At 60.1% G+C, this 26,772-nt stretch carries 27 protein-coding genes; 14 read left to right on the top strand and 13 right to left on the bottom strand.

What is annotated here, in order from left to right:
* Nucleotides 1-71: 71 nt before the first annotated feature.
* Together KD146_RS13330 and KD146_RS13325 are read right to left on the bottom strand one after the other, a co-directional pair.
* Nucleotides 72-971 carry a cell wall hydrolase gene (locus KD146_RS13330; protein ID WP_212659323.1) on the bottom strand — a complete coding sequence of 300 codons (900 nt, stop codon included), beginning with the start codon at nt 969-971 and terminating at the stop codon, nt 72-74.
* A 364-nt stretch (nt 972-1,335) separates the two neighbouring features.
* A complete protein-coding gene (locus tag KD146_RS13325) occupies nt 1,336-2,022 on the bottom strand; it encodes an HAD family hydrolase (RefSeq protein ID WP_249327863.1) in 687 nt (228 codons plus the stop codon).
* A gap of 101 nt (nt 2,023-2,123) precedes the next feature.
* Here KD146_RS13325 and KD146_RS13320 point away from each other — a divergent pair, with 101 nt between their 5' ends.
* The 5 genes from KD146_RS13320 (at nt 2,124) to KD146_RS13300 (ending at nt 8,755) form a co-directional block, all read left to right on the top strand.
* Complete coding sequence (locus KD146_RS13320) at nt 2,124-3,530, top strand: protein adenylyltransferase SelO (protein ID WP_212659322.1); 1,407 nt, start codon at nt 2,124-2,126, stop codon at nt 3,528-3,530.
* A gap of 11 nt (nt 3,531-3,541) precedes the next feature.
* Nucleotides 3,542-4,096 carry a gamma carbonic anhydrase family protein gene (locus KD146_RS13315; protein ID WP_212659321.1) on the top strand — a complete coding sequence of 185 codons (555 nt, stop codon included), beginning with the start codon at nt 3,542-3,544 and terminating at the stop codon, nt 4,094-4,096.
* Complete coding sequence (locus KD146_RS13310; RefSeq protein ID WP_212659320.1) at nt 4,096-4,875, top strand: DeoR/GlpR family DNA-binding transcription regulator; 780 nt, start codon at nt 4,096-4,098, stop codon at nt 4,873-4,875. Before KD146_RS13315 ends, KD146_RS13310 begins: the two co-directional genes overlap by 1 nt.
* 82 nt (nt 4,876-4,957) lie before the next feature.
* Nucleotides 4,958-7,654: a bifunctional diguanylate cyclase/phosphodiesterase gene (locus tag KD146_RS13305; RefSeq protein WP_212659319.1), complete on the top strand. Its 2,697-nt coding sequence runs from the start codon at nt 4,958-4,960 to the stop codon at nt 7,652-7,654.
* 66 nt (nt 7,655-7,720) lie between these two features.
* On the top strand, nt 7,721-8,755 hold the full coding sequence (locus KD146_RS13300) for a Gfo/Idh/MocA family protein (protein WP_212659318.1): 1,035 nt from the start codon (nt 7,721-7,723) through the stop codon (nt 8,753-8,755).
* Between the two features lie 7 nt (nt 8,756-8,762).
* On the opposite strand, the gene KD146_RS13295 is transcribed toward KD146_RS13300, so the two are convergent.
* The 6 genes from KD146_RS13295 to KD146_RS13270 form a co-directional block, all read right to left on the bottom strand.
* Complete coding sequence (locus KD146_RS13295) at nt 8,763-9,812, bottom strand: YihY/virulence factor BrkB family protein (protein WP_212659317.1); 1,050 nt, start codon at nt 9,810-9,812, stop codon at nt 8,763-8,765.
* A gap of 38 nt (nt 9,813-9,850) precedes the next feature.
* Nucleotides 9,851-10,681 carry a dipeptide ABC transporter ATP-binding protein gene (locus KD146_RS13290; RefSeq protein WP_212659316.1) on the bottom strand — a complete coding sequence of 277 codons (831 nt, stop codon included), beginning with the start codon at nt 10,679-10,681 and terminating at the stop codon, nt 9,851-9,853.
* A complete protein-coding gene (locus tag KD146_RS13285; protein ID WP_212659315.1) occupies nt 10,681-11,526 on the bottom strand; it encodes an ABC transporter ATP-binding protein in 846 nt (281 codons plus the stop codon). Before KD146_RS13285 ends, KD146_RS13290 begins: the two co-directional genes overlap by 1 nt.
* 3 nt (nt 11,527-11,529) lie before the next feature.
* The gene (locus tag KD146_RS13280; RefSeq protein ID WP_212659314.1) at nt 11,530-12,435 is read right to left on the bottom strand and encodes an ABC transporter permease subunit; all 906 of its coding nucleotides are present in this window, start codon (nt 12,433-12,435) and stop codon (nt 11,530-11,532) included.
* Between the two features lies 1 nt (nt 12,436).
* On the bottom strand, nt 12,437-13,444 hold the full coding sequence (locus KD146_RS13275) for an ABC transporter permease subunit (RefSeq protein WP_212659313.1): 1,008 nt from the start codon (nt 13,442-13,444) through the stop codon (nt 12,437-12,439).
* Nucleotides 13,445-13,622: 178 nt separating this feature from the next.
* Entirely contained in the window at nt 13,623-15,218 is a 1,596-nt protein-coding gene (locus tag KD146_RS13270; protein WP_212659312.1) for an ABC transporter substrate-binding protein, read from the bottom strand.
* A gap of 222 nt (nt 15,219-15,440) precedes the next feature.
* Here KD146_RS13270 and KD146_RS13265 point away from each other — a divergent pair, with 222 nt between their 5' ends.
* The 3 genes from KD146_RS13265 to KD146_RS13255 are packed head-to-tail and all read left to right on the top strand — an operon-like array spanning nt 15,441 to nt 17,287.
* Complete coding sequence (locus KD146_RS13265) at nt 15,441-15,833, top strand: VOC family protein (RefSeq protein ID WP_212659311.1); 393 nt, start codon at nt 15,441-15,443, stop codon at nt 15,831-15,833.
* 29 nt (nt 15,834-15,862) lie between these two features.
* The gene (locus KD146_RS13260; protein ID WP_212659310.1) at nt 15,863-16,336 is read left to right on the top strand and encodes a hypothetical protein; all 474 of its coding nucleotides are present in this window, start codon (nt 15,863-15,865) and stop codon (nt 16,334-16,336) included.
* Nucleotides 16,337-16,348: 12 nt separating this feature from the next.
* Nucleotides 16,349-17,287 (top strand): aldo/keto reductase, encoded by a 939-nt coding sequence (locus KD146_RS13255; protein ID WP_212659309.1) that lies wholly within the window; start codon nt 16,349-16,351, stop codon nt 17,285-17,287.
* 48 nt (nt 17,288-17,335) lie between these two features.
* Here the strand turns inward: KD146_RS13255 and KD146_RS13250 are convergent, their stop codons facing one another.
* From KD146_RS13250 to KD146_RS13240, 3 genes are all read right to left on the bottom strand, one after another.
* A complete protein-coding gene (locus KD146_RS13250) occupies nt 17,336-18,274 on the bottom strand; it encodes a Gfo/Idh/MocA family protein (protein WP_212659308.1) in 939 nt (312 codons plus the stop codon).
* Nucleotides 18,275-18,346: 72 nt separating this feature from the next.
* Nucleotides 18,347-18,694, bottom strand: a complete 348-nt coding sequence (locus KD146_RS13245; RefSeq protein ID WP_212659307.1) for a VOC family protein — start codon at nt 18,692-18,694, stop codon at nt 18,347-18,349.
* Between the two features lie 34 nt (nt 18,695-18,728).
* Complete coding sequence (locus KD146_RS13240) at nt 18,729-19,982, bottom strand: glycerate kinase type-2 family protein (protein WP_212659306.1); 1,254 nt, start codon at nt 19,980-19,982, stop codon at nt 18,729-18,731.
* Between the two features lie 111 nt (nt 19,983-20,093).
* On the opposite strand from KD146_RS13240, the gene KD146_RS13235 reads away from it, so the two are divergent.
* The 5 genes from KD146_RS13235 (at nt 20,094) to KD146_RS13215 (ending at nt 22,888) form a co-directional block, all read left to right on the top strand.
* On the top strand, nt 20,094-20,786 hold the full coding sequence (locus KD146_RS13235) for a DUF1045 domain-containing protein (protein WP_212659305.1): 693 nt from the start codon (nt 20,094-20,096) through the stop codon (nt 20,784-20,786).
* A complete protein-coding gene (locus KD146_RS13230) occupies nt 20,783-21,913 on the top strand; it encodes an alpha-D-ribose 1-methylphosphonate 5-triphosphate diphosphatase (RefSeq protein ID WP_212659304.1) in 1,131 nt (376 codons plus the stop codon). Before KD146_RS13235 ends, KD146_RS13230 begins: the two co-directional genes overlap by 4 nt.
* Nucleotides 21,914-21,916: 3 nt before the next feature.
* Complete coding sequence (gene phnN / locus KD146_RS13225; protein ID WP_212659303.1) at nt 21,917-22,483, top strand: phosphonate metabolism protein/1,5-bisphosphokinase (PRPP-forming) PhnN; 567 nt, start codon at nt 21,917-21,919, stop codon at nt 22,481-22,483.
* Between the two features lie 65 nt (nt 22,484-22,548).
* Nucleotides 22,549-22,698 carry a hypothetical protein gene (locus KD146_RS13220; RefSeq protein WP_212659302.1) on the top strand — a complete coding sequence of 50 codons (150 nt, stop codon included), beginning with the start codon at nt 22,549-22,551 and terminating at the stop codon, nt 22,696-22,698.
* Complete coding sequence (locus tag KD146_RS13215; protein ID WP_212659301.1) at nt 22,685-22,888, top strand: hypothetical protein; 204 nt, start codon at nt 22,685-22,687, stop codon at nt 22,886-22,888. Before KD146_RS13220 ends, KD146_RS13215 begins: the two co-directional genes overlap by 14 nt.
* Before the next feature lie 73 nt (nt 22,889-22,961).
* On the opposite strand, the gene KD146_RS13210 is transcribed toward KD146_RS13215, so the two are convergent.
* Nucleotides 22,962-23,183 (bottom strand): hypothetical protein, encoded by a 222-nt coding sequence (locus KD146_RS13210; protein WP_212659300.1) that lies wholly within the window; start codon nt 23,181-23,183, stop codon nt 22,962-22,964.
* Between the two features lie 522 nt (nt 23,184-23,705).
* On the opposite strand from KD146_RS13210, the gene KD146_RS13205 reads away from it, so the two are divergent.
* Entirely contained in the window at nt 23,706-24,755 is a 1,050-nt protein-coding gene (locus tag KD146_RS13205) for a LacI family transcriptional regulator (protein ID WP_212659299.1), read from the top strand.
* Here KD146_RS13205 and KD146_RS13200 read toward each other — a convergent pair.
* Nucleotides 24,752-26,569 (bottom strand): ABC-F family ATP-binding cassette domain-containing protein, encoded by a 1,818-nt coding sequence (locus KD146_RS13200; protein WP_212659298.1) that lies wholly within the window; start codon nt 26,567-26,569, stop codon nt 24,752-24,754. The two genes, KD146_RS13205 and KD146_RS13200, sit on opposite strands and share 4 nt — an antisense overlap.
* Nucleotides 26,570-26,772: the final 203 nt, after the last annotated feature.

Genomic DNA, 26,772 nt, shown 5'->3' with positions numbered 1-26,772 from the left:
GCAGCCGCGCAGCGCAAGCCAGGCAGCGTAGAGTCGCGCGCGTCAGTCAGACAACAATGAGAAGGATTGCCCTAGTTGGGCGAATAGAAGATGTGCGAGCCAATCTGGGCGACGGCATTGTAGGTATTGGCCCAGTTCGGACGGACATTTGTGGTGTGGTAGTACAGGGTCGAGCGAGGCACGGCGCCAAGCGTTTCGCCCTTGGCAAATTCGGCATAGACCGTCTGTGCAAGGGCGGCAGAACGGGCCCAGGCGCGACGTTCACCCGGCGCATCGGTGCGACCATCACAGGCGAAGGTGAACTGGCAGCGATAGCGGCCCTTGTCGGCGTTCTGGTAGATCACGCCACACAGGGTGGACGGGAATTTGGAAGAGCGGGCCCGGTTGACGATGACGTTGGCCACCGCGAGCTGGCCGGCGGCACTCTCGCCACGGGCCTCATGGTAGATAGCCTGCGCCAGACAATCGCGCTCGGCATTGGCCTGCTCGATACGGCGACCGGTAGGCTGATAGCCCGCGTCGATATAGGCGGCCAGCGATGTGGTGTTCAGGGCTGGCTGCGGCGTGACCGGCGCAGAGGTGAAGCTGGCAATGGCTGACACGGCGCTATTGCCACCCATTGGGCCGCGAGCGATGTAGCCCATCAGCACATCGGTGTTCAGCGCACCCTGAGGGCCAATACCCAGCACGTCGACGGCGCGCAGTTCCTTCTGGCGCTGCACGTAATTGGCAAGCAATGCTGGCGTAAGCGCCTGCTCGCCTGGTGCGAGGGGCACCAAAGTAGGGCCGATTGCCGGCTGTGCGCGCACAGCAGCAAGATCTTCGGGAACGGGGAGCGGTGTTACCAGAGCGAGCTGGAGCGTCTGGGCGTGTGCGGGGGCGAGAGTCACAAACAGCACGAGCGCAACTGCGCCCAATGTCAGCACGTGCGATACTGCACGTACAGCCTTTTGCTGCCAGGATTTCGTCATGCCCCGTCCTTACCCCTGAGTGCATCCGGTCGTATCCGGTGCACCTTCGTCCGGACCCGCAAGCAGGCCCTTGGTCACTTCCGGGCGCACACTAGCCAAGCTTGGCCGCCCTGGGAAGTCGAAATTTACAGCTGGTTAACCATAGCCGTTAGCTTCTTAAGTTACGGTTAATCGACCAGCCATGAGATGAAAACCCTTGAAATGCAAGGCTTTGACGCGTGGTGAAGGGGGCATGCGCGAGAAAGCTAAAAGTTTACAGATGTCGGAAAGGCGGCCAAGCCGCTCCGGCTCGTTAATCAATGCTAACGCGCAGGTCGCTGCATCCGGCCTGCCAGACGCATCAAAAGCAGCTAAGATCGAGCGCTCAGGAAGGCTCGAAAGCGGCGCGACGGACGTGGTTGAGACTGTCCATGACGGCGATGCCCAAGGCGCGGATCTCTTCACTGGGGTGGACCAGATCGGGCACCATGACGGTCTGCATGCCTGCTGCGTGCGCGGCGCGCACTCCGGCATGACTATCCTCAAGGGCAAGACAATGCTGCGGCTCAACACGCAACCGGGTAGCAGCGGTGAGGTATGGCTCTGGATGCGGCTTGGGGTTGGTGACGTCATCGCGGGTGACGATGGTGTCGAACAACTCCAGCAGTCCTGCGGCACCAAGGTGGTGCTGGGCATGAGGATTGCGCGAGGATGTGGCAACGCCGGTGGGAATGCCCCGCTCGCGCAGTTCGCCGACCAGCTCGCGCGCCCCCGGCTTGACGGGTACGCCAGCCTGACTGCGTTCGTTCATAATGATGCGGCAGCGATGATCGAACTGGGTGTAGGGAAAGGCGACGCCGTAGGCCTCAACCAGCAATTGGTTGGTGCGTTCGTGGCTGCCGCCGATCATGGATTGATGCACGTCATCGGTCATTTCAAAACCGAGTTCGTCACAGACTTCAAACACGATCGTGCGGAAAACGCTCTCGGTGTCGAGCAGCGTGCCGTCCATATCAAAGATTACCGCCTGGAACGGGGTGAGGCGCAAAAGATCATTCTGGAGTGTCATCATGAGCCGATATAGGGCGATTTGCCTTTGGGTGCTAGGCAAATGGACGAAAGGCAGGGTTGCGCGCTGGCGAACGCAAATGGCTGTGATAGCGTTGTGCAACCATGACTGATTTCAAACCTGCCCGTCACCACGAAACCCTGGGCGATGCGTTCTATGATCGCGTTGCTGCAGCCGATTTTCCCCAAACAATATTGCGGCATCGCGATCAGCGCTGGGCCACGCGCATGGGGCTTGATGGGCTGAGTGAGGTGGACTGGCTAAGCCATTTTGGTCGTTTCACCCCCCTGCCCGGTTCACTGCCCGAGCCGCTGGCGCTGCGCTATCACGGACACCAGTTCCGCAGCTACAATCCCGATCTGGGTGATGGGCGCGGTTTCCTGTTCGCCCAGGGCTTTGATCTGCAAGACGGGCGGTTGCTCGATTTCGGCACCAAGGGAACCGGGCGTACACCATGGTCACGGGGTGGCGATGGGCGGCTAACCCTGAAGGGCGGGATGCGCGAGGTCCTGGCCACAGAGATGCTCGAGGCCATGGGTGTCTATACCTCAAAGAGTTTTTCGCTGGTAGAAACTGGTGAAGAACTGCAACGGGGCGACGAGCCTTCGCCGACGCGATCGGCGGCGCTAGTCCGACTTAGTCACAGTCATATCCGCATTGGCAGCTTTCAGCGTCTGGCTTATCTGCACGATACGGACGGTCTGCGCCAACTGCTCGATTATTGCATCGACACCTACTATCCCGAGTTCGCCGAGACCGAGGATCGTGCGGCGGCGTTCCTGAGCGCTGTTGCGGGCAATGTCGCGCAACTGGGCGCACAGTGGATTGCGGCAGGCTTTGTGCACGGCGTGCTCAATACCGACAATATCAACATTACCGGCGAGAGCTTTGACTACGGCCCCTGGCGCTTTATCGAGCGCTATGACCCGAGCTTTACCGCCGCCTATTTTGATGAGACCGGGCTCTACAGCTTTGGCCGGCAACCCGATGCGCTGGCGTGGAACCTGACCCGGTTGGCTGAAAGCCTTGTGCCGCTCTCGAGTATTGAAGCGCTGGAGCCAGCCCTCAATACGGTGTGGCCGGCATTTCGCGCAGCCCTACCCCGGAGCATGCTGCGCCGCCTGGGACTGAAGCCAACCGACATTGAAAGCGATGGGGCCTTCATCACCACCCTGTTTGAGTTTCTCGGTGCCTCACAGGCACCCTATGAACAGTTCCTGTTTGACTGGCGCGGCGGCAGCCTGAGTGCCGAACGCGCTGCAGCCAGCCCAGCGGCGGAGCACTATACCAGCGCGTCCTTTGTGCCCATTGCTGATGCCCTGGAGGCCTATGCGCCGAGCGCCGACGTGAACCTGGACCACGCCTACTTTGCTCGATCCCGCCCGCGCACCATGTTGATCGACGAGGTTGAAGCCATCTGGACGCCGATTGCGCAGGATGACGACTGGACGTTATTTGAAAAGACACTGGAAGAGATTGCCCAGATGCGCCAAGCATATGGCGTTGGCTGAGGAGACACGAGATGACGCTTTACGCGCTGGACGGCATCGCCCCCGAGATCGACCCGGATGTGGGCTGGATCGCGCCGACGGCCGTTCTGGTCGGGCGCGTCGTTGTGGGGGCTGAGGCAGGCATCTGGTTCGGCGTGGTCGCGCGTGGCGACAATGAAGCCATCATCATCGGCGCGCGCACCAATGTGCAGGAAAACACTGTGCTGCACACCGATATGGGCTTTCCACTGACCATCGGAGAAGGCTGCACGATTGGCCACAAGGCCATGCTGCATGGCTGCACCATTGGCGACAATACGCTGATCGGCATGGGCGCCACGGTGCTCAACGGCGCAAAGATCGGCAAGAACTGCCTGATCGGGGCCGGCGCGCTGATTACCGAAGGCAAGGCAATCCCCGATGGCTCACTCGTTGTCGGTGCGCCGGGCAAAGTCATTCGCGATCTGGACGAAGCTGCCATTGCCGGGCTGCGCAAGTCAGCTGATGCCTATGTGCGCAATGCGCGGCGCTTTGCATCCGGACTTGTCGAGGTGACAGCGCGTCCCAACGAATTCGAGCCTGCCTGATGGCCAGTGAAACCAGTGAACGCCATCGTGAGATTCTCGAACTCGCCCGGCTGCATAACCGGGTGACAGTAGATGCATTGGCGGCGCATTTCGCTGTGTCAGTGCAGACCATCCGCAAGGATCTCAACCAGCTCTGTGATCAGCGCCAGCTCAGCCGCATTCATGGCGGGGCAACCCTGCCGTCAGGGGTTGAGAATCTGGAATATGAGGCACGCCGGCGCATCTCAGCCGAGGCCAAGGATGCCATCGGCAAGGCTGTGGCCGCACTCATACCCAATGATGCCTCGCTGTTCATCAATATCGGCACCACCACCGAAGCTGTGAGCCAGGCCCTGCTTGATCACTCCGGGCTGATGGTGGTCACCAACAATATCAATGTGGCCAATCGAATGCGGGTCTATCCGCGCTTTGAGGTGGTTATCGCGGGGGGTGTTGTGCGGCCTTCCGATGGCGGCGTCGTGGGTGAAGCCGCCGCGGGCTTCTTCTCGCAGTTCAAGGTGGACTATGCGGTCATTGGCGCCTCGGCACTGGACGAAGAAGGCGCCCTGCTCGATTTCGATTATCGCGAGGTCAAGGTCGCGCAGGCCATCATTGCCAATGCCCGGCACGTGATCCTGGTGTCGGATCAGGGCAAGTTCAATCGAACAGCGCCGGTGCGGATCGCACGCATCGACCAGATCGGCAGCTTCGTGACTGATCACTGTCCCTCAGAGCGCTTTCGGCAACTGTGCACCGATGCCGGGGTAGAACTGATCGAAACCAGCCGCGAACCACGTTAACCGCGCGCTAACCATGACCCCACCTTCCCCGCGATAATTAGCGAAAATCAAGGTCCAGGCCCCACACTCAGTACAGGCCAGAATGGCCATTGGGACTAGCGTTGCCGTGACCAAGACCGGGAAAATTGTGGGCGAGTATCGACATAGCTGGTTGCGGCCGACCCTGCTGCCCGCCTTGCTGGCTCTTGTGGTCTTGATAATCGGCGGTGTTTATCTCGACGCGCAGAGCACAACCATTAATCGAGAGCGAGCGCGCGCGGCAGTTTTGACCGAACTGGCGTTGATCCGCGCCAAGCTCGAAGGCAATATCAACGCCAATATCCAGTTGGTACGCGGGCTGGTTTCGACGATCTCCACCGAGCCTGACGCGATGACGCCGGAGCGCTTCGAGAAGTTGGCGCAGCACCTGTTTGCCGAGCAGAGCCAATTGCGTTCTGTAGCCATCGCTCCGGACATGATCATCACTATGACCTATCCGCTTGCCGGCAATGAGCGGGCCATCGGTTTGAACTATCGCGAGGTACCAGCGCAACGGGGCGCGGCTTTTCTTGCCCGGGCCACAGGCCGCCTCGTTCTGGCCGGTCCGGTTGACCTGGTGCAGGGTGGGCGCGGATTCGTCAGCCGCTTTCCCGTCTATGTCGACAGCGTCAATGGCCGCCGGTTCTGGGGTCTGGTCGCCGCGGTGGTTGATGTCGATGAACTCTATGCCGACAGCGGGCTGACCGATGCCGGCCTCGATATCCAAATTTCGCTGACTGGCGAAGATGCTGCCGAGCAGAGGCTGCCGCCGTTCTTTGGACCAGATTTGCGAACAGCGACCCCGGTGACAGCTGAAATCGCCCTGCCCTATGGCTTCTGGACGATATCTGCAGTGCCCAAAGGCGGCTGGGATGCCGCGACCGGCGACAACTGGCTGCTGCGATTGGCCATTATTGGCGCGGGCCTTCTGATCCTGGTGCCCATTGTCGTCACCGGCCATCTGGTGGGCGAGCGTAAACTGCATTTCTTCGCGCTCAAGGGGCGCGAAGCCGAGCTGAGCCGCATGTCGCGCCGACTGGAACTGGCGCTGGACGTCTCCAAGGTGGGCGTGTGGGAACTGGATATGGCCAGCGGGCAGGAAACCTGGGACGACCGCACAAACGAGCTTTATGGCCGATTGTCAGATGGCGGTCCGCGTACCCACGAAGACTGGAAAGCGGTGGTGCATCCGGATGATCAGCAACGTGCGGAAGACGAATTCCGCCGCATGATCGATGAAGATGGCCGCTATGAATCCGACTATCGCGTGATGCTTGCCGATGGCAGCGTGCGCCATGTGCGCTCAGTTGCCAAGCTATACTGCGCGCCTGGCGCACCCAAGAAGGTGCTGGGTGTGAATTGGGACGTGACAGCCGATGTCGAGTTGAACCTCGAGCTCAAGCGCGCGACGGCAATGACCCAGGCGCGCAATGCGGAGCTGGAATCGGCACGCGTGCGTATCGAGCACAACGCGCTGCACGATAGCCTGACCGGCCTGCCCAATCGCCGCTATCTCGACGAGATGCTGAATGGGCTGACCAATAAGGGGTTCGCCAAAGATCAATCGGTGGCGCTGCTGCACATCGATCTGGATCGCTTCAAGCAGATCAACGACACGCTGGGGCATGCGGCAGGCGACGCCATGTTGATTCATGCCAGCGCCGTACTGCGCGCCAAGTGTCGTGACAATGATTTCGTGGCCCGTATCGGCGGCGATGAGTTCGTGGTGCTGACTACGGTTGATGACAGCCATGACGAGTTGGCGGCGCTGGCGGATCGCATTGTGCGCCAGATGCGTCAGCCCGTCACCTATGAGGGTCACGAGTGCCGCTTCGGCGTCAGTATCGGCATTGCCAAGGCGTCTGGAAGCGACCTCAAAGGCAAGCAATTGCTGATCAACGCGGATATTGCGCTGTATCGGGCCAAGGCGCGCGGACGCAATTGCTTCGAGTTCTTCTCGGATGCTCTTCAGGCCGAAGTGGTCAACACCAAGCGCGTTGCCGACGAAATCCTGACCGGGCTGGAGCGCAACGAGTTCATCGCCTTCTACCAACCGCAATTTGATGCCCGCACGCTCGACGTCGTCGGCGTGGAAGCGCTGGCCCGGTGGCAGCATCCGACCGAAGGCATCAAAGCCCCCGACAGTTTCATTCCGGTGGCTGAAGAGCTCAATGTCATGGCGACGATTGATCGGTTGATCCTGGAACAATCGCTGGCCGCACTTGATGCCTGGGAAGCCAAGGGGCTGATCGTGCCGCGTGCCTCGGTCAACGTCTCGTTGCGCCGGCTGCATGATGAAGAACTGATCACCAGTCTGCGCAAACTCGACATCACGCCCGGTCGGATTTCGTTTGAACTGGTGGAGTCGATCTACCTCGATGACAATGACGCTGTAGTCAGTTGGAACATCGACCAGATCAAGGATCTGGGCATTGATGTCGAGATCGACGACTTCGGCACCGGCTATGCCTCAATCGTGTCCCTGCAGAAGCTGCGCCCGACCCGGCTCAAGATTGACCGCCAACTGGTCATGCCGATTCTCAAGGACCTGCCGCAGCGCCAATTGCTGACCTCGATCATCGACATCGGTAAATCCATGGGCATCGAGGTTGTCGCCGAAGGCGTTGAAACCATGGAGCATGCCGCGATCCTGCGTGATCTGGGCTGCGATATCCTGCAGGGCTATGCCTTTGCTCCTGCGCTCAGCGCGAAGGATCTCGAAGCGTTCCTGACCAAACAATCCTGGCGTCAGGCGTCCTAGACCCTTCTCAAAACGGCTCCCATGGTCCATTGATCGCCCCAAACAGGCGTAGTGGAGGAGAGCCGGATGAGTGATGAACAGGGACGTTTCGCGATTGGTGTGATCGGCGCAGGCATGGGCGCAAAGCCACATGCGCTGGCGCTGCAATCACTTTCCGATACCATCAATGTGCTCGGTGTGTACCGCCGCAATCGGGCGGAGCTGGACAGTTTCTGCTCGACCTATGGCTTCCCTGCCGCCGAGAGCTATGAGGCGTTGCTGGCCGATCCACGACTCGATGCCGTTCTGGTGCTGACCACACCCAATGCGCGTGAAGAGATCGTTGCCGCAGCGGCCGCAGCGGGCAAGCACGTGCTGCTAGAAAAACCTGTCGAACGGAGCGTGGCAGCTGCTGAGCGGATCGTGGCAATGTGCGACGCTGCCGATGTCAAACTGGGCGTGATCTTCCAGCACCGGTTCCGCCGGGCGTCACGCATACTGGCAGAGGCCATTGCCGAAAATCGCTACGGCCGACTTGAGGCCGTACACCTTGTGGTGCCTTGGTGGCGACCGCAGGAGGGTTATTATGACCAACCCGGCCGCGGGACGCTGGCGCAGGATGGCGGTGGGGTGTTGATCACCCAGGCGATCCACTCGCTCGACCTGATGCTGAGGCTGTGTGGTGAAGTCAAAGCCGTTACAGCCATGGCTGCGACAACGCGGCTGCACCAGATGGAAACCGAGGACTTCGTGTCAGCGGGGCTGGAGTTCGACAATGGCGCGGTGGGGGCGATGATGGCGACCACGGCCAATTTCCCGGGCGGTCCGGAAAGCCTGACGCTGAACTTTGCCGACGCCTCGGCGACGCTGACAGCGGGTAATCTGACGGTGCAGACCCGAAACGGTGAAACCATCACCGAAGGCGAGGCCAGTCAGGGTGGTGGCGGGGCCGATCCGATGGCGTTCCCCTTCGACTGGCATGCCGCACAGATCGCTGACTTTGCCGACGCGGTAGACCATGATCGTAACCCAGTCTCAACGGGCCACACCGCAATGCATGTGCACCGGCTGATTGATGCGCTTATGCGCTCTTCAAAGGAAGGCAAGCGCGTCACCGTCTAAAGGCAGATCAATTGCGGGGCGGACGCTCGTCGTCGGGAACATCCCCGCCGGCATTGCCGCCCCGCGCCGGCCAGCGTTCACCTACTGTATCGGCAACAAATGCACCGCGCTCGCCGATCGGCCTGACGGCGCCGGTGGTTGAATCCGTGGTTGTCTGGTGCTCGATCTCGGAATTGAGCGAGCCGCCCAGAATGACGATCGTGACCGAAAGCCAGATCCAAGTGAGCATACCCATAACAGCGCCGAGCGAGCCGTAGGTGGCGCTGTAATTGGAGAAATTGGCGGCGTACCAAGAGAACAGCAGCGAGGCCGCCATGATGCCCAGCGCGGCGAAGGCACTACCTGGCGTCACCCAGCGCCAGCGCGCCTCCTGTCGGCTCGGTCCCCAGCGGTAGATGGCGGACAAGGCCAACAGCAGGAAGACCAGCAGCACAAAATAGGCGCCCATCTGCACAAGGCCGTCGAAGCGGGAAAGCGAGAGCAGGCTAAGCACCACGGGCAGGACCAGCACGACGCTGACCATAACGCTGGTCAGCACCAAGCCCCCCAGAATGAAGATCAGCGCCAGCAGATTGACGGCAAAGAAATTGCGCTTCTCCTGCTCGCCATAGACCACGTTCATGGCTTCGAACAACGCCTTGATACCCGCCCCGGCGCCCCAGAGCGCGACGCTGAGTGACACCAGCAACGTAATACCAAGAGAGCGATCATCCTGGCTGGTCAGACGCACCAATTGGTCACGGATGATATCGAGTGCGCCGTCCGGCACCACGCCAGTGAGCAGGTTGAGTTGCTCGACTACGCCCGTGGCGTCGTTGAGCAGTCCATAAAGGGTGACAAACAGGCTCAGAGACGGCGCCAGAGCCAGCAGCAGGAAATAGGTGACACCTGCCGCCGTCAGCAGAATGCGGTTCTCGTTGAAGCCGACAACCAGCCGATAGACGATATCCTTCCACCCTCGCCAAGGCATGGACGCGGGCGTCAGGGCGTCCCGCCCGCGATTGGGCTGTCGGGCGCGATCGTGCTGGCTGGTCTGGGTCATCACAACCCAACGCATGAAACCGGGTTAGGGCTCCATGACGCGGGGTTAGACTATCACGCCGGGATGGCGGCCTTGGCGGCGAGACGGCGACGAATGCTGTCGACATCGGAACGCGGCGTCGCAGCAAACAGGGTCTGGGTGTATTCGTGCTGCGGGTTCTGGAAGACCGCGTCGCGGCTGCCGTGTTCCACCACATCACCGAAATACATCACCATCACCTCGTCAGCGATATAACGAACGACGCTGAGATCATGGCTGATGAAAACATAGGTCAAACCAAACTCGTCCTGGAGATCCTTGAGCAGGTTGAGAATCTGGGCCTGAACCGACAGGTCGAGTGCAGAGACGGGCTCATCCAGCACCAGAAAGCTCGGATTGAGCATCAACGCCCGGGCGATGGCAACGCGCTGGCGCTGCCCGCCCGAGAACATGTGCGGATAGCGATTGAAGTGCTCTGGCCCCAGACCAACCTTGACCAGCATGGCCATCGCCTTGTCCCGACGATCAGCAGCCGACATTTTGGTGTTGAGCATGAGCGGCTCGGCCAGCACGTCGCCGATTTTCTGACGCGGATTGAGCGACCCATAGGGGTTCTGAAAAACGATCTGCACCTTCTGGCGCATCTGGTGGGTGACGTGGCGGGCATCAACGGCTTCACCATCGATCAGGATTTCGCCCGAGGTCGGAGGATCGATCAATGTGATCATGCGGGCCAATGTGGACTTGCCACAACCGCTTTCACCGACCACGGCCAGCGTCTTGCCCTTTTCGAGCGTGAAGTTCACGCCCTTGACGGCATGAACGACCTTGGCGGGCCGCAGGAAGCCACCGGAGCTAACATAGTCGCGCTTGAGATTGCGGACTTCGAGAACGGGGGCAGCCATCAGTTCACTCCCGGAGCGGGTTCAAAGACGAAATCGGATACCGTCGGCAAACGATCGCCGACGGCGTTTTCCGGCAGCGCCGAGAGCAGCGCCCGCGTGTAGTTCGATTGCGGGTTTTCGAACAGCGAAAGCACGTCGGCTTCCTCCATCTTGTGGCCCTTGTATTGCACGATGACACGGTCGGCCGTTTCTGCAACCACGCCCATATCGTGGGTGATCATGATCAGCCCCATGCCGTGCTCAACCTGCAGGCTGACCAGAAGATCAAGGATCTGTTTCTGAATGGTCACGTCCAGCGCCGTTGTGGGTTCATCGGCGATCAGCAGCTTTGGATTGCAGGCGATGGCCATGGCGATCATGACGCGCTGGCACTGGCCACCGCTCATCTGGTGGGGAAAAGCGCCCAAGCGTTCAGCCCCATCGGAGATGCCCACAAGCTGCAGCAATTCAACAGCGCGATCACGCGCAGCCTTGCCATTGAGCCCCATGTGCATGCCGAGAACTTCTTCGATCTGGAAGCCGACGGTGAAGCAGGGGTTCAGACTGGCCACAGGCTCCTGGAAGATCATCGCAATGTCCTTGCCAATGATCTTGCGCTTGTCCGCGGCATTCATGGAGAGCAGGTCGAGGCCTTCAAATTCCATTTTGTCAGCAGTTACTGTGGCTGTTGAGGGCAAAAGACCCATCACCGCCAGCATGGCCACGGACTTACCCGAACCCGACTCGCCAACGATGGCCAGCACTTCGCGCGCATCGACAGACACATCGATGCCATCGACGGCCTTGAACAGGCCAGCGGAGGTATCGAAGGAGACCGAGAGATTCTTGATTTCAAGCAGGGCCATGGATCAGCTCCTCTTGAGCTTGGGATCAAGCGCGTCCCGAAGGCCGTCGCCGATCAGATTGATTGCCAGAACGGTCACCAGAATGGCCAGACCGGGGAACGTCACCACCCAGGGTGCGCGCAGGATGAACTCGCGGGCCGATGCCAGCATCGTGCCCCACTCAGGCGTTGGTGGCTGCGCCCCCATGCCCAGAAAGCCCAGGGCGGCCGCTTCCAGAATGGCGTTGGAGAAGCTCAGCGTGGCCTGCACGATCAACGGCGCCAGGCAATTGGGCAGGATAGTGATCAGCATCAGGCGAATGTGGCTGGCGCCAGAAAGCTTGGCTGCCGTCACATATTCTCGGTTCTTTTCAGCCATGACTGCCGCGCGGACCAGTCGGGCAAAGTGCGGTTGCAGCACCAGAGCGATGGCGACCATGGCATTGAACAGGCCCGGCCCGAGAATAGCCACAAGCACCAGTGCCAGCAGCAATGAGGGGAAGGCCAGGATCACGTCCATGACGCGCATGATGGCAGCATCCACCCAGCCACCGAAATAGCCGGCCAGCACGCCCAGGATGACACCGACAAACAGCGCGCCGGTGACAACGAACAGACCGATGAACAGGGAATAGCGCGCGCCATAGATTAGGCGGCTCAGCATGTCGCGCCCCACAGGGTCGGTACCGAGCAGGAAGCGGGGATCGCCCATGGCATCCCAGACCGGTGGGGTCAGGATAGCATCGCGATATTGTTGATCGGGCGAATAGGGCGCCAGCAAGGGAGCGAAGATGGCCACCAGGACGAGCAGTACAAAGACGACCAAGCCAATGACGGCACCGCGATTGACGGCGAAATAGTGCCAGAACTCGCGGAACGCAGCGGCATTGCTGACCTTGGTCGGGGTGGGAGTGGAAGTTGCCTCGGTCATGTTATTTCACCCTGATGCGCGGATTGATGACCGCATAGAGCAGGTCGACCAGAAGGTTCACCGCCATGACGATCAGGGCGATGAGCAGCAGTCCGGACTGCACCACCACATAGTCGCGCTTGGCGATGGAATCGATCATCCACTTGCCGATGCCCGGCCAGGAGAAGATGGTTTCTGTGAGGATGGCGCCGCCCAGCAGCAGACCAACCTGCAGACCTATGGTGGTGACCACCGGGATCAGTGCATTACGCAGGGCGTGCACATTGACCACCCGACGGGGTGACAGGCCCTTGGCGCGAGCGGTGCGGACATAGTCCTCGCCGAGCACTTCAAGCATGGCCGAACGGGTCTGGCGGGCGATCACTGCCAGCGGGATGGTGCCCAACACCACCGCGGGCAGGATGAGATGGCGCAGCGCCGAAACAAAGGCTGGCCAGTTTCCGTACAGCAGGGTGTCGATCAGCATGAAGCCGGTGATCGGGCGCAGGAAGAACATCAGGTCGAGACGGCCTGAAACCGGGGTCCAGCCGAGATAACCCGAAAAGAAGATGATGAGCAGCAGGCCCCACCAGAAAATGGGCATGGAGTAGCCCGTCAGGGCGACACCCATGGTGAGCTGATCAAACCAGGAGCCGCGATTGACGGCAGCGAAAATGCCGGCCGGGATGCCAATGCTGACCGCCAGAATCATTGCGACCGAAGCCAGCTCGATCGTGGCGGGGAACAGGGTCAGGAATTCGGTGATTACGGGTCGCTTGGTGGACAGCGAGATGCCGAAATCGCCCTGCAGCACGCCCCAGACATAATTGAAGTATTGCTGCCAGATGGGCAGGTTGTAGCCGAACTGTTCTTTGAGAATTTCGTAGCGCTCAGGCGTCACGCCGTGCTGACCAGCCATGGCCAGAATGGGGTCGCCGGGCAGCACACGCACAAAGGCGAAGGCGCAGATTGAGATGCCAATAATAGTCGGCAGGATCAGCGCAAGTCTGCGCAGAATGTAAGTGAACATGAACGGGTTTTGCCCTGGTGCAGCGATCAGCGGATGCTGTTTCGCCTGCGTTTCCTGATGTGGCGGGGGCTTTGTCGGGGGCCGTTGATCGGCGCCTCCTGCCCTGCACTTAATTCAAAGGGGAGCCCCGTTCCGGTGACCGGATCGAGGCTCCTGATTGTGACCGTGAGGCCTTGGCTTATTCGGCGATATCGACGCCGACGAAGCTATGGGTACCCAGCGGGCTCATCTTGTAGTTCTGCACCTTGTTGCTCATGGGCATGAACACACGGCTGTGGGCCAGGGTCATTGCAGGCTCATCAGCCTTGAAGATTTCCTGAGCCTTCTTGTAGAGCTCGGTGCGCTTGGCCGGATCAGAAGTGGTCTTGGCTTCCTGAATGACAGCCTCGAACTCTTCATTGCACCAGGACGAGTAGTTCGACACGCCGATGGCCGAGCACGAGAACAGGGTGGCGAAGAAGTTGTCTGGATCACCATTGTCACCAGTCCAACCGATCTGGAATGGACCCTTGCGGTCTTCCAGCTTGCCGCGTGTGCGGTACTCGGTCCACTCGTAGGAGACGATGTTGGCGGTGACGCCGACAGCAGCCCAGTCAGCCTGAATCAGCTCAGCAATACGCTGGGCATTGGGGTTGTATGGGCGCGACACGGGCATGGCCCACAGATCGGTGGTCAGCTCGGTGACGCCGGCATCAGCCAGCATCTGCTTGGCCTTTTCCGGATCATAAACGTCAGCCGGGATCGAGTCGTCATAGGACCACATGGTGGGTGGGATCAGGTTCTTGGCGTCCTGGCCAGCACCCTGATACACGGCTTCGATGATCGCAGCCTTGTCGATCGCCATGGTCAACGCCTTGCGGACATTGACGTCGTCGAATGGTGCTTCGGTCACATTGTAGGACATGTAGCCGATGTTAAGGCCTTCCTGCTCCATGACGGTCAGGTTGTCATCACCCTGCAACATGGCGATATCGGCTGGTGCCGGGTACGGCATGATATCGCATTCGCCGGCCAGCAGACGCTGGGCACGGACCGATGGATCGGTGGTGATCGCGAAGATCAGATCATCGATTGGCTGCTTGCCATCCCAGTAGTCAGGGAAAGCGGCATAGCGGATGACGGTGTCGAGCTGGTAATCAACGAACTGGAACGGACCAGTGCCGATTGGCTGGGTAGACAGCGCTGCCATGTTGCCGTCAGCTTCGAGCTTGTCAGCGTATTCCTTCGACATGATCGAAGCAAAGTCCATGGCCAGGTTGGCGACCATTGGTGCATTTGGTTCGTTCAGCACAAAGGTGACCGTGAGGTCGTCATCCTTGCGGATTTCCTTGATGAAGCTGGGCATGTCCATGCCCTGGAAGTAGTCCCAGCTCATGCCGTCGAGGTAAGCGAACCAGGCGTTGTCTTCCTTCCACTGACGCTCAAACGAGAAGATCACGTCATCGGCGTTCAGATCACGCGTTGGCGTGAAATATTCAGTGGTGTGGAACTTGGCGCCAGCACGCAGGTGGAAGGTGATTTCCGTGCCGTCTTCCGAAACGTCCCAGCTCTCAGCGAGACCGGGAATGACGTCCGTGCTGCCGGGAGCGAACTCGACCAGGCGGTTGTAGATGGTGCGCGAAGACGCGTCAAAATCGTTGCCACCAGTGGTTGGACCTGGATCGAAATGGGCAGGCGATGCTTCGGAGCAGTAGACCAACTGCTTGGCCTGCGCTGCGCCGGCAGCGAGCGCCAAAACGGCGGTTGCTGCGAGCAGCGTTTTCATCAATTTCATGATTGTTGTCTCCCGATTAGTTTATGCACCCGGCTTCCCGACCGGGGCTTGGGCGTCAACAAAGCCTAGAATCTAAGGGAGTGCAATGGGGGAGTTTGACCATTTGGTCAATTTGATGACGGGTAGAACACGATTCCATGACACTGGACGGTTCTTGGATGATCCGTTCGGCAAGCGATCAACGGCCTTGACCCTCCACAGGCGCTGGTGATCCATAGCGATATGACACAATCCATCGCCACCATGACCCTCGTCGTTGCAGATTATGATGCAGCGATCACTTTTTACCGTGAGCAACTCAGCTTTGTCCTGATTACCGATACCGATATGGGCGACGGCAAGCGCTGGGTGCTCGTTGCGCCCGAGGGTGGACGCGGCACGCGACTGCTATTGGCCAAGGCGGACGGCGCCGAGCAATCGAACGCTGTCGGCAACCAGACCGGTGGTCGCGTGATGGGCTTTCTCGAAACCGATGACTTTGCCACGGACCATGCGGCCATGGTCGCCCGCGGCGTCAAGTTTCTCGAAGCCCCCCGATATGAAGCGTATGGTTCGGTGGCGGTGTTTGAAGACCTCTATGGGAACAGATGGGACCTTATCGAACCCAAGCTCTGATATCGGGCATTGTCGCTATGGGCCTGCTGATGGCGGCGTCCCTACGGGCTCAGGAAGCGGGCTGGCACTATTCTGCGCTGCCCGGGGAAGGCGACCGCGCCACCATGGGGTGCGATCGCGATGCGTCGCCAGCGGCATTTTCATGTCTGGTCGTGCGCTGCGAGGACGATTTCAGCACCGGTGTTTACGTTCACACCAGTCGGGTTGAGGACAGCGGGCGCTGGGAGATGACGCTAGACCGCGAAAACCGCAGTCCCGTCGCCGAAGCCACCGCAGCCCCTTATGGGGCACGGTTTGGTTCGGATGCCGGCTGGCTGCTGGAACGCCTTGAGCAAGGCAGCTTTGTCTATCTGCGCCACAGTGACGATACGAATGAGCCGTTCCGATATATCAGCCTGTCGGGTTCGCTATACGCCATCAACCGCGCCCTGGCCTGGTGCGCGCCGCGCGCGCCAGCAGCCGAACAAATACCCGCGCCAGACGTTACCCCCGTCGAACCATAACGGAGAATCATCATGGACCGCCGACCTCTTGGACGCAGCGAACTCGTTATCGAACCTCTAGTTCTGGGCGGCAACGTCTTTGGCTGGACCGTTGATGAAGAGAAGGGCTTTGAAATACTGGACGCCTATGTCGAGGCAGGCTTTACCGCCATTGATACCGCCGAGGGTTATCCCAATTGGGTGCCAGGCAATCCTCCGGGCATGAGCGAAACGATCATCGGAAAGTGGATGAAGGCCCGCGGCAATCGCGACGCAGTGCAGATCTTCACCAAGGTCAATTCGGGGCGTTCGGCAGGTGGACTGAGCGCACAGGCGATCCACGATGGCATCGAGGCGTCGCTCAAACGGCTGCAGACCGACTATATCGACCTCTATTTCAGCCACTGGCCCGATGCAGAAACCAGCCATGAGGAAACGCTGGGCGCCTATGATCCGCTAGTGCGGTCTGGTCGTGTGCGGGTGCTAGGCGCCTCCAACTACACGGCTGAAATGGTGCGCGCCGCCGAAGAGACATCGGTCATCAAGACCCTGCCGCGCTACGAAGTGCTGCAGCCGCGCTATAATCTCTATGACCGTGAAGAGTTTGATGCCCTGCGCGAAGTGGTGCTCGAAGAAGAACTGGGTACCATCGTCTATTTCAGCCTCGCCTCGGGCTTCCTGACAGGAAAATATCGCAGCAAATCCGACTTCAGCAAATCGCAGCGTGGCGGCGGGATGGAGCAATATCTCGACGCCAAAGGCGAGGCCATTCTAGCGGCGCTGGACACAGTGGCAGCGGCCAATAACGCCACACCAGCCGAGGTTTCGCTGGCATGGCTGGTGGCGCAAAAGGGCGTCACAGCCCCAATTGCCTCGGCCACTTCGGTCGAGCAGGTAAAGAGCCTGGCCAAGGGCGTCCGGCTCAAACTCAGCGATGCCGACCTCAAGACCCTGACTAACGCAGGCCACTAACGCGGCCGGAACGAGACCTTTCTGTCATGGAGGGTCTCGTTGTTCGGGCTACCAATGGAAATCGGGACCGTTGACGCGCGCGCCCATCAGGAACACGTCCGACATCAGACGGAATGGCGTGGCGTCGACATCGCTGTTGTGAGCGTCGAGCAAGTCAGCGAAGCGGTCATACATGGCTGCGTATTCACCATCGCCATGTTCAAGCACGACCGTATCGTTGATCTTGAGCGTGCGTCCGCCACCCTCAAGCTTGACGATGTCGCCGGTGCCAGTTTCGAAGCGGATGGTCCAGATCTCGCCACTCTCTTCGAGCCAGTTGAAGCCGGCTGAAAGTTCTGGTTTGTGCGCCTGGCCGGATTTGAAGGTAATGTCCACATCGATAGGCGTCTGCCGATTGGCCGGAAAGGTGAGCGTGCTGGACTGCACAAAGACCGGATAGGGCATGACCTTTGTAAAAATCGAAAAGGCATTGATGCCGGGATCGCAGACACCAAAGCCACCGGGCTCCCAGACCCAATCCTGACCTGGATGCCATTTGCGCACGCTTTCGCGCCAATCGATGCGGGCGGCCGTTACACCCTGCTCGGCCAGAATCGCCTTGGCGCGATCCACTGCCGGATTATATTGGCTGTGCCAAGTCTGATACAGAACCCGGTCGAGCCGCTTGGCATGGGCGACCAGATCATCGAGTTCAGAGACTGTCGTGGTCGGCGGCTTTTCCATCATCACATCCTTGCCAGCGTCGAGCGCCTCGCGGACATATTGATGGCGAATGCCGGGCGGCGTGCAGATCGAGACGATCGCAATTTCGGGCATGGCGGCATAAAGCTCGGCAGGCGTCTTGAACACGGGCAGGCCGTTATGGGCTAGACCACGAGTCGAAACGGTCGCGGCCAGTTCGAAGTCCTCGGAATTGTCGATCACCGGCAGGTGCTGGTCCTGGGCGATCTTGCCGACACCGATAACGGCGATCTTGCGTTTGGCCATGATCTGGCTCCTCCGGAAAAGTCGCGGCTATAGAACAGAGCAGCCCCGGTTCTGCCAAGAGGAATTGTATGATTATTTTGGCGGCTGCCAGAGTTCGATGGGATTGCCTTCCGGGTCTTGAATGCGGGCAAATCGGCCCGTCTCGGGAGCATCCCATTCCTCGGGCCGGGTTTCGACCGCAATATCCGCGGCTTTCAGGCTCGCCATCAACGCGTCCAGATCATCGACACGCAGGTTGATCATCCATTGCCGGTCGGCTGGGAAATAATCGGTATCGGCTTTGAATGGCGCGAACACGGTAGGGCCCGCCGCCTGCGTCCAGAAACCGGGAATACCCAAGTGTTCCTGATACCACTGGGTTAGCGCCTCGGTGTCCTGCGCGCGAAAAAATACTCCACCTATGCCTACTGCCTTAGCCATCGCCGCCTCTCTCCGATTTAGAAATTCGGTACTGCTATCGCACCAGGATGGCGCGGAAGTCGTTGACATTTGTGCCTGTGGGCCCGGTGACCAAAAGGTCGCCTATCGCCTTGAAGGCCGAATAGGCGTCATTATTGGCCAGAGCTGCAAGAGGGTCGATACCGGCGTGACGCAATCGCGTTGCCGTGGTGCCGTCGACAAAGGCGCCGGCATTGTCCTCGGAGCCATCAATACCGTCGGTATCAGCGGCCAGCGCCGTGACCCTTTCGCTGCCATCAATGGCTATGGCAAGGGCCAGCAGAAACTCCGCATTGCGACCGCCGCGACCTTTGCCGCGCAGCGAGACGGTGGTCTCGCCGCCCGACAGCAGCACCACCGGCTTGGAAAAGGGTCGGTTGCGCGTGGCAACCTCTTTGGCAATGGCGGCATGGACCTGCGCCACGTCGCGCGCCTCGCCTTCAATTGAATCAGATAGAATGGCCGCTTCAATGCCCTGCTCACGGGCCTGGGCGGCAGCGGCTTCAAGCGAGAGGGCCGCCGAGGCAATGGTGCGCACGCTATTGCGGGCCAATGCCGGATCCGTGGCAAGCGGGGCCAGATTATCGTCACCGGCCAGCAGGGCTTGAGCGTGCGGCGGCAAATCGATGCCGTAAAGGGATACATATTTGCGTGCCAGCGAACGCGTGCCCGCCAGCGGAATGGTTGGGCCGGACGCGACCACCGACGGATCATCCCCCGGCACGTCGGAGACCACCAGTGTGGCGACGCGTGCTGGCGCGCAGCGTGCCGCCAGGCGCCCACCCTTGATGGCCGAGAACTGGTTGCGGATCAGGTTCATCACCGAAATGGGCGCGCCGGAGGCCAGCAATGATCGATTGATCGCCTGTTCATCGTCCAGCGTCAGACCAGGAGCGGGAGCCGGCAGCAGAGATGAGCCACCGCCGGAAATCAGCGCAACAACGAGGTCATCGGGCCCTAGCCCCGAAACCGTTTCCATAATGCGCCGTGCGGCGAGGAAGCCCGCTTCATCGGGTACCGGATGCGCCGCTTCGACAATCTCGATGCGCTCACAGGCCTGGGCATAACCATAGCGCGTCACGACCAATCCGGTGATCGGACCATCCCATGCCTGCTCGAATGCGTGCGCCATTTGGGCCGAGGCCTTGCCGGCGCCAATCACGACCGTGCGGCCCTTGGGGCGCTCGGGCAGGTTCTGGGCGACAGCCAATGCCGGCTGCGCCTGGGCAACGGCAGTGCGAAACATCTGCTCAAGCAGCATAGTGTCCATGGATTCTCTCGGCTTGCGATTCGGCGCGGGCACAGGTAGCCAGCATCAAGAACGTGGCCACTGTCAAACGACCGACACATACTATGACTAGCGGCAGGTCAAGGAGTTCCGATGACAGAACGATTCGCGATATATTACGCCCCGTCCGCCACCAGTAATCTGTGGGAGCGGGCAGCCACCTGGCTGGGCCGCGATTCCAATGATGGCGATCTGTTTGATGGGCCAGTCGCGGGTATCGATCGAGACCGCCTGCTCAACATGACCCAGTCCGCCAATCGCTATGGCTTTCACGCTACATTAAAAGCCCCAATGGCGCTGGTGGATGGTGCAAGCGAAGCCGATCTGCGCGCCGCCATCACCAGTTTTGCCGGCGAGCATCAACCTATTGATCTCGGCAAGCCAATGCTGGCATCGCTGGACGGGTTTCTGGCGCTGATGGTTGAGCAGAACGACGCCTTGCAGGATTTCGCGGCGCATGTGGTGGAGCGCTTCGACGTGTTTCGCGCACCCATGACCAACAAGGACCGGGCGGCCCGTGCCAATCGCAATCTGAGTGAACGGCAGATCGAACTGCTGGATGCGTATGGTTATCCCTATGTGTTCGACGAGTTCCGCTTCCACATGACGCTGAGTGATCGGCTGCCCGAAGCCGATCAGGCCGAAGTCAGCAAAGCGGCCTCGACATGGTTCAATCCGGTGCTTGATGAGCCGCTGGTGCTGGACCGGCTATCGCTCTACCGCGAGCCTGATGCAGGCAAGCCGTTTGTACGTTTGGCAGATTTCAAGCTGGGCCTGACCGCATGAACCAGAATGCCTTCCGCAATGCGCGCATTGTCCTGCCGGACAGCATAGTCGAGGGCAGTCTGAGCTTTGACGATGGCATGATTGCTGGGATCTCTGATGGCCCTGCCAACACCGGGCTGGATCTGGAAGGCGACTATCTGATTGCCGGTCTGGTCGAACTGCATACCGACCATCTGGAAAATCATTATCGCCCCCGCCCCGGCGTGTTTTGGGATCCACTGGCTTCGCTGCACGCCCATGATGTGCAGATCGCCGGCTCGGGTATCACCACGGTCTTTGATGCTGTTCGCATTGGCTCGGACGCTGACGTCAAGGATATGGCGCCCCATATCGCAGCGCTGACGGGCGCCATTGCCTCCGCTCGAAAGGATGGATGGCTGCGCGCCGAACATTTTGTGCACCTGCGTTGCGAACTCCCCAGCCATGACGTGCTGGAGCATTTTGAAGCCTATGCGACGCACCCGGAGACCCGCCTGGCCTCGATGATGGACCACACGCCGGGGCAGAGACAATTTCAGTCGCTCGATGCCTATAAACAGTTCTACCAGGCCGGGCGAACCCCGGCCGAACTTGAGAGCTTCATAACAGACCGGCTGGACGATCACGCCCGCTACTCGGGGGCGCACCGCGCCCATATCGTGCGCCGCGCACATGAATTGGGGCTTGCGCTTGCCAGCCATGACGACGCTAGTCTGGCCCATGTCCAAGAGGGCATTGCCGATGGCGTTGCGATTGCCGAGTTCCCCACGACGCTGGAAGCAGCCGCGGCAGCCCATGATGCTGGCCTGGCGATCCTGATGGGTGCACCGAATGTGGTGCGCGGCAAATCGCATTCTGGCAATGTCTCGGCAACTGATCTGGTGCGCGCTGGCCTGTTGGATATTCTAAGCTCGGATTACGTGCCATTTGCCATGCTGCAGGCCGCCTTTGTGCTGCCACAGCGGGTGGCGGGCCTGACCCTGCCTCAGGCGTTGGCTATGGTCACCAGCAACCCCGCCAAGGCTGCGGGCCTGACAGACCGCGGCGAACTTGCCGTGGGCAAGCGCGCCGATCTGGTCAGGGTCGCCATGGTCGGCGGACTGCCCGTGGTGCGCGGCGTCTGGCGTCAGGGCAGCAGGGTTAGCTAGTTCATGGCACGATCGCTTGGCTCACTGGTTCTTGTGGTTGGCCCCTCCGGGGTGGGCAAGGATACGCTGATCGGTGGGGCCAAGCAGGCGCTGGAGAATGACAGGCGCTTCACCTTTGTTCGACGCGTGGTGACACGTCCCGCCGAGGTTGAGGTGGAAGAGCACGACACCATGGAGCCCCAAGCCTTTGCCAGAGCCGAAGCCATGGGCCGGTTCTGCCTGAGCTGGGACGCCCACAATCTGCGCTATGGCCTGCCGATCAGCGTCGAGACAGATCTGGCGCTGGGCAAGGTGGTGGTTGCCAATGTCTCGCGCCACGTCGTGAGCGAGGCCAGACGCCGCTATCCGGGCTGCGCCGTGGTGCTGATTACCGCAGAAATTTCCCGGCGCGCCGAAAGGCTGACCAATAGAGGGCGCGAAAGCGGGGATCAGATCACGGCACGACTGGCGCGCGAAAGCGCGCCGGTGCCCACTGGCATTAATCCGATCATCATCGACAATTCAGGCGGGATCGCCATCGGCGTAACCGCTTTTGTGATGGCGCTGCGAACAATAGCGGCGCAGGAATGACAGCGAAGTGAACCAGAGAGCCTGCTGTGCGTTGTTCCATTTCGAACAAGCGTCAGGAGGGCTCAATGAGCCGCAATGGTCTATATGCCGTAATCGCGATCTTGCTGATCGCCGTGGTCGGTTTTGGTATCTACAGTTATCAGCAGCAGCAGGCCCGCCCGGGTATCGAAGTGCGCATGGATGACCAGGGGATTTCAATCGATGGCAATGGGTAATCAGAACGCGTTGCGGCACCGGGCGATAGCGACCGCGCTTGCCGCTGAATTGCAACGACAGGCCGATAACGGCTCATCGCGTATTGACGTTGAAGCGCTGGCCAGCGCCGTCGATGACGCACTGGATCCGGGAGCGCCGATTGCCGAAGGCAAACGCCCCGCCGAGCTCAACTCGACCAATGACGACTAAAAAACGCCGGTGACCTAGATCACCGGCGTCATCATTTTGGCCTCCAAGAGGGGCTATTCCAGGCTTTGCCGCACTAGGCAGCGTCGGCGCCGCCATTGCGGACGGCCTGGGCAACGGCGAAATGTGCCTTCTCGACCGTTTCGAACTGCTGGCCATCAATCGCGAAGGCGGGCAGTTTTACGGCCAGAAACCGGTAACCATTGGCATGTGGCACGACGACACCGAGCGGCTCTCCACCGACCTCAATCACCACGGGCTTGTGGGCCTTGGCCCGATCTAAACTGTTTTCCTGCATGGTAGAATCTCTACTTGCGCGTCGATGCGACAAGGCGGAAGGGCAAAATTGCCCCATCCGGGCCGGCGACGCTTAGGGTCTATCGAAGTTGTGAGACGAACGCGTGACGGATCACATTCGTTTCGAGCGACAGGCCTCTGGCCAGCGTTTTACGCTTTGCAGGTTGATGCGTACGAGGCGCGAACCGGCAATCGTCAAGGTATTTGATGGGGTCATCTTCATTCCTTTCCTGCGGGTTGGCGACGACACAACATCGGCGTTTACCGATGCAACGGCTCGAACATAGGGCCGTTTGCTGCTTAAAGCCAGCGCGGCAGGCACCATAAAGTGCAAAAAATCGGAAAAAACCTGCTCTACTTTCGTCGCACGACAGAAATATGAGGCCAAAAGTCCGGATTGACTGGGGTTGCCGTGCGACTTTAGCAAGGCGCTCAAAAGCTTGTGCTTTGGCCGACAATCTGGTGATGTCGCGCCCCTATAACATGTCACGCCAGTCCATGGCGGGACCGAGAGGTATCGAAAGTGTCCGAAGACGAGCTGCCCAGCGCAAAGGGTAAGCGTGGCGTCAAGCCATCCGGCAAGCCAACGCTCAAGACCATTGCGCAAATGACCGGCTTTGCCGTTACCACGATTTCGCGGGCACTCAACAACGCGCCCGAGTTGTCACAGGAAACGCGCGACCGAGTGCAGAAAGTCGCTGCCGAAGTTGGCTATTTGCCGGATCGCGCGGCGCTTCGTCTGAAGACCGGTCGCACCAATGTAATTGCGCTGGTTCTGGAGCCGGACGAACAGATTTACGGGTTTGGCTCGTCAATTGTGGGGGGGCTGACCGAAGCCATGCGCGGCACCGCGTACCATCTGGTCATCACACCACTGTTCCGCAATGTGGCGCCTATCGAGCCCATCAAGCACATCGTGCGCAACCGCATGGCGGACGGGGTGGTGTTCTCAAAGTCCGAAGCGTTTGACGAGCGGACGCGGTTTCTGATCGACAATGACTTCCCCTTCATCAGCCACGGCCGCAGCAACTGGCCGGAATCCCATCCCTGGGTCGATTTCAACAATGAGGCCTATGCCTATGGCGCTGTGCAGCGGCTGGCTGCCAAGGGCTGCCGCCGCGTGACCACCGTGCTGCCTGAAAGCACGCTGACCTATACCGACCACATCAAGACCGGTGTGGCCCGCGCGGCTTCAGAGGCGGGCATCGCGCATGAGTTCGCGGCCGACGTCAACCTGGGCAGCGCCGCCGATGCCATCCGCAGCTATGTGATCAAGCGTTCCAAGCGTCCTGACAGCCCTGATGGCTGGGTCTGTTCGTCAGAGGTCTCGGCCCTGGCCGTGATTAGTGGCCTCAACGAAGCTGGTCTGAAAGCAGGCCAGGACGTTCACGTGATCACCAAGCAATCCACGCCAATGTTTGCCCAGTTCCAGCCGGGAGCCGAGACAGTGGCTGAGGATTTTGCCAGTGCCGGGCGCGCATTGGGCAGCCTGCTGCTGCGCCGCATAAGCGGCGAAACAGAAGGCCTGCAGTCCCTGACAGAGCCCGTGTTTGGCTGGAAGGACGAGGGCTAGCCCTCGATTTCCTCGCGTAACAACTCCAACTCCATCCACTGCTCTTCCGCCTTGGCGCGCTTGGCTTCAGCGGCAATGAGATCCTTGGACTTCTTGGCGAAACCGTCCGGATCCCTGGTGTAGAAATCGGGCGCTACAAGCGCGGCATTGATCGCGGCAATCTCGATCTCGAGCTTTTCAATCTGTCCTGGCAGGGTTTCGAGAGCGTGCTTTTGCTTGAATGACATCTTGCGTTTGGGCGCATCAGCGGTTGGCGCAGCAATGGGCGCCATGGACGTCTTGCCGGGGCGGTGCGCCTTGGCGGCAGCGCGGGCCTGCACGCCCTCACCACGCTGAATGACCATGTCAGAATAGCCACCGGCATATTCTGTCCAGTCGCCATTGCCTTCGGCGATGATCACCGAGGTGGCGACACGATCAAGGAAATCGCGGTCATGGCTGACGACGACAACGGTGCCCGCATATTCGGAGACCATTTCCTCAAGCAGGTCGAGGGTTTCGAGATCGAGATCGTTGGTCGGCTCGTCGAGCACCAGGAAGTTAGATGGTAGCGAAAGAGCGCGGGCCAATGCCACGCGGGCGCGTTCGCCACCCGACAGCTTGCCGATGGGTGTGTTGGCCTGTTCGGGGGTAAACAGGAAGTCCTTCATGTAGCCCACCACGTGCTTGGGCTGACCATTGATCTGCAGCGTGTCAGAGCCACCACCTGTCAGGGCATCACGCAGACGCGTATCGGGATCGAGCTTGGCCCGCCCCTGATCAAGCATGGCCAGTTCGAGCGCGGAGCCGAGCTTGATGGTGCCGCTATCAGGTTTGAGCGTGCCGGTGAGCATTTTGATCAACGTGGTCTTGCCGGCACCATTGGGACCAACAATACCGATCCTGTCGCCCCGCAGAACGCGGGTCGAAAAATCGCCGACAATGGTACGATCGCCATAGACCTTGGAAATGTTTTCCGCTTCCACCACCAGCGCGCCGGAGGTGCGGCCTTCGGAAACCTGCATATTGACCGATCCGGTAACGCTGCGCTGTTCGCGCCGGTCCTGGCGCAGGCCTGCCAGACGCTCCATGCGTCCAACATTGCGCTTGCGGCGCGCGGTTACCCCATAGCGCACCCAATGTTCCTCGCGCACGATCTGGCGGTCGAGCTTGTGGCGGTCGCGTTCTTCTTCTTCAAGCACCTGATCGCGCCAAGCCTCGAAACTGCCGAACCCCTTGTCGAGTCGTCGTGTCACACCGCGATCAAGCCAGACGGTGGAACGGGTCAGATCGCTGAGGAAACGACGGTCATGGCTGATCAGAACCATGGCCGAGCGCAGTGAATCCAGTTCGGACTGCAGCCATTCAATGACGGGAAGATCGAGATGGTTGGTGGGCTCATCGAGCAGGAGAATGTCAGGCTTTGGTGCCAGAACGCGGGCCAGGGCTGCGCGGCGCCCCTCACCACCAGAGAGTTTTCTGGGATCTTCTGCGCCGGTCAGGCCAAGCGAGCTGAGCAGATATTGCGCGCGGTACTCGTCATCGCCCGGCCCAAGGCCCGCTTCGACATATTCCAGCGTTGTTGCAAACTCTGACAAATCGGGTTCCTGCGGCAGATAGCGCAGCGTGGCCTTGGGTTCGACAAAGCGGACCCCGGCATCATGGGTGACTTCACCCGATGCAATCTTGAGCAGAGTGGACTTGCCTGAACCATTGCGACCGACCAGCGCAATGCGCTGTCCGGGCGATACAATGAGTTCGGCGCCTTCGAGCAGGCGCGTGCCGCCGAAGGTCAATTGAATGTTTTGAAGCGAGAGAAGGGGTGCTGCAGCCATGAGGCGGATAGAGCATAGGCCGCGAATAAAGGAAAGGCTGTCGATTGCTCTGCCAGCCCTGCAATGAAAAGGCTGGTCAGGGCGTTGAGGACCCTGACCAGCCCGGGGAGACGGTAGCAGCAAGCACCGTCATCTCAGCGCAGTTGTGATTGGCCAGACCCCTCTTGCCAACCGCAGCCCTGCATGCGGCGACAAAACCATAT

It is taken from the genome of Devosia litorisediminis, assembly GCF_018334155.1.
Taxonomy (GTDB): domain Bacteria; phylum Pseudomonadota; class Alphaproteobacteria; order Rhizobiales; family Devosiaceae; genus Devosia; species Devosia litorisediminis.
This window is presented reverse-complemented; position numbering and strand designations above follow the sequence as displayed.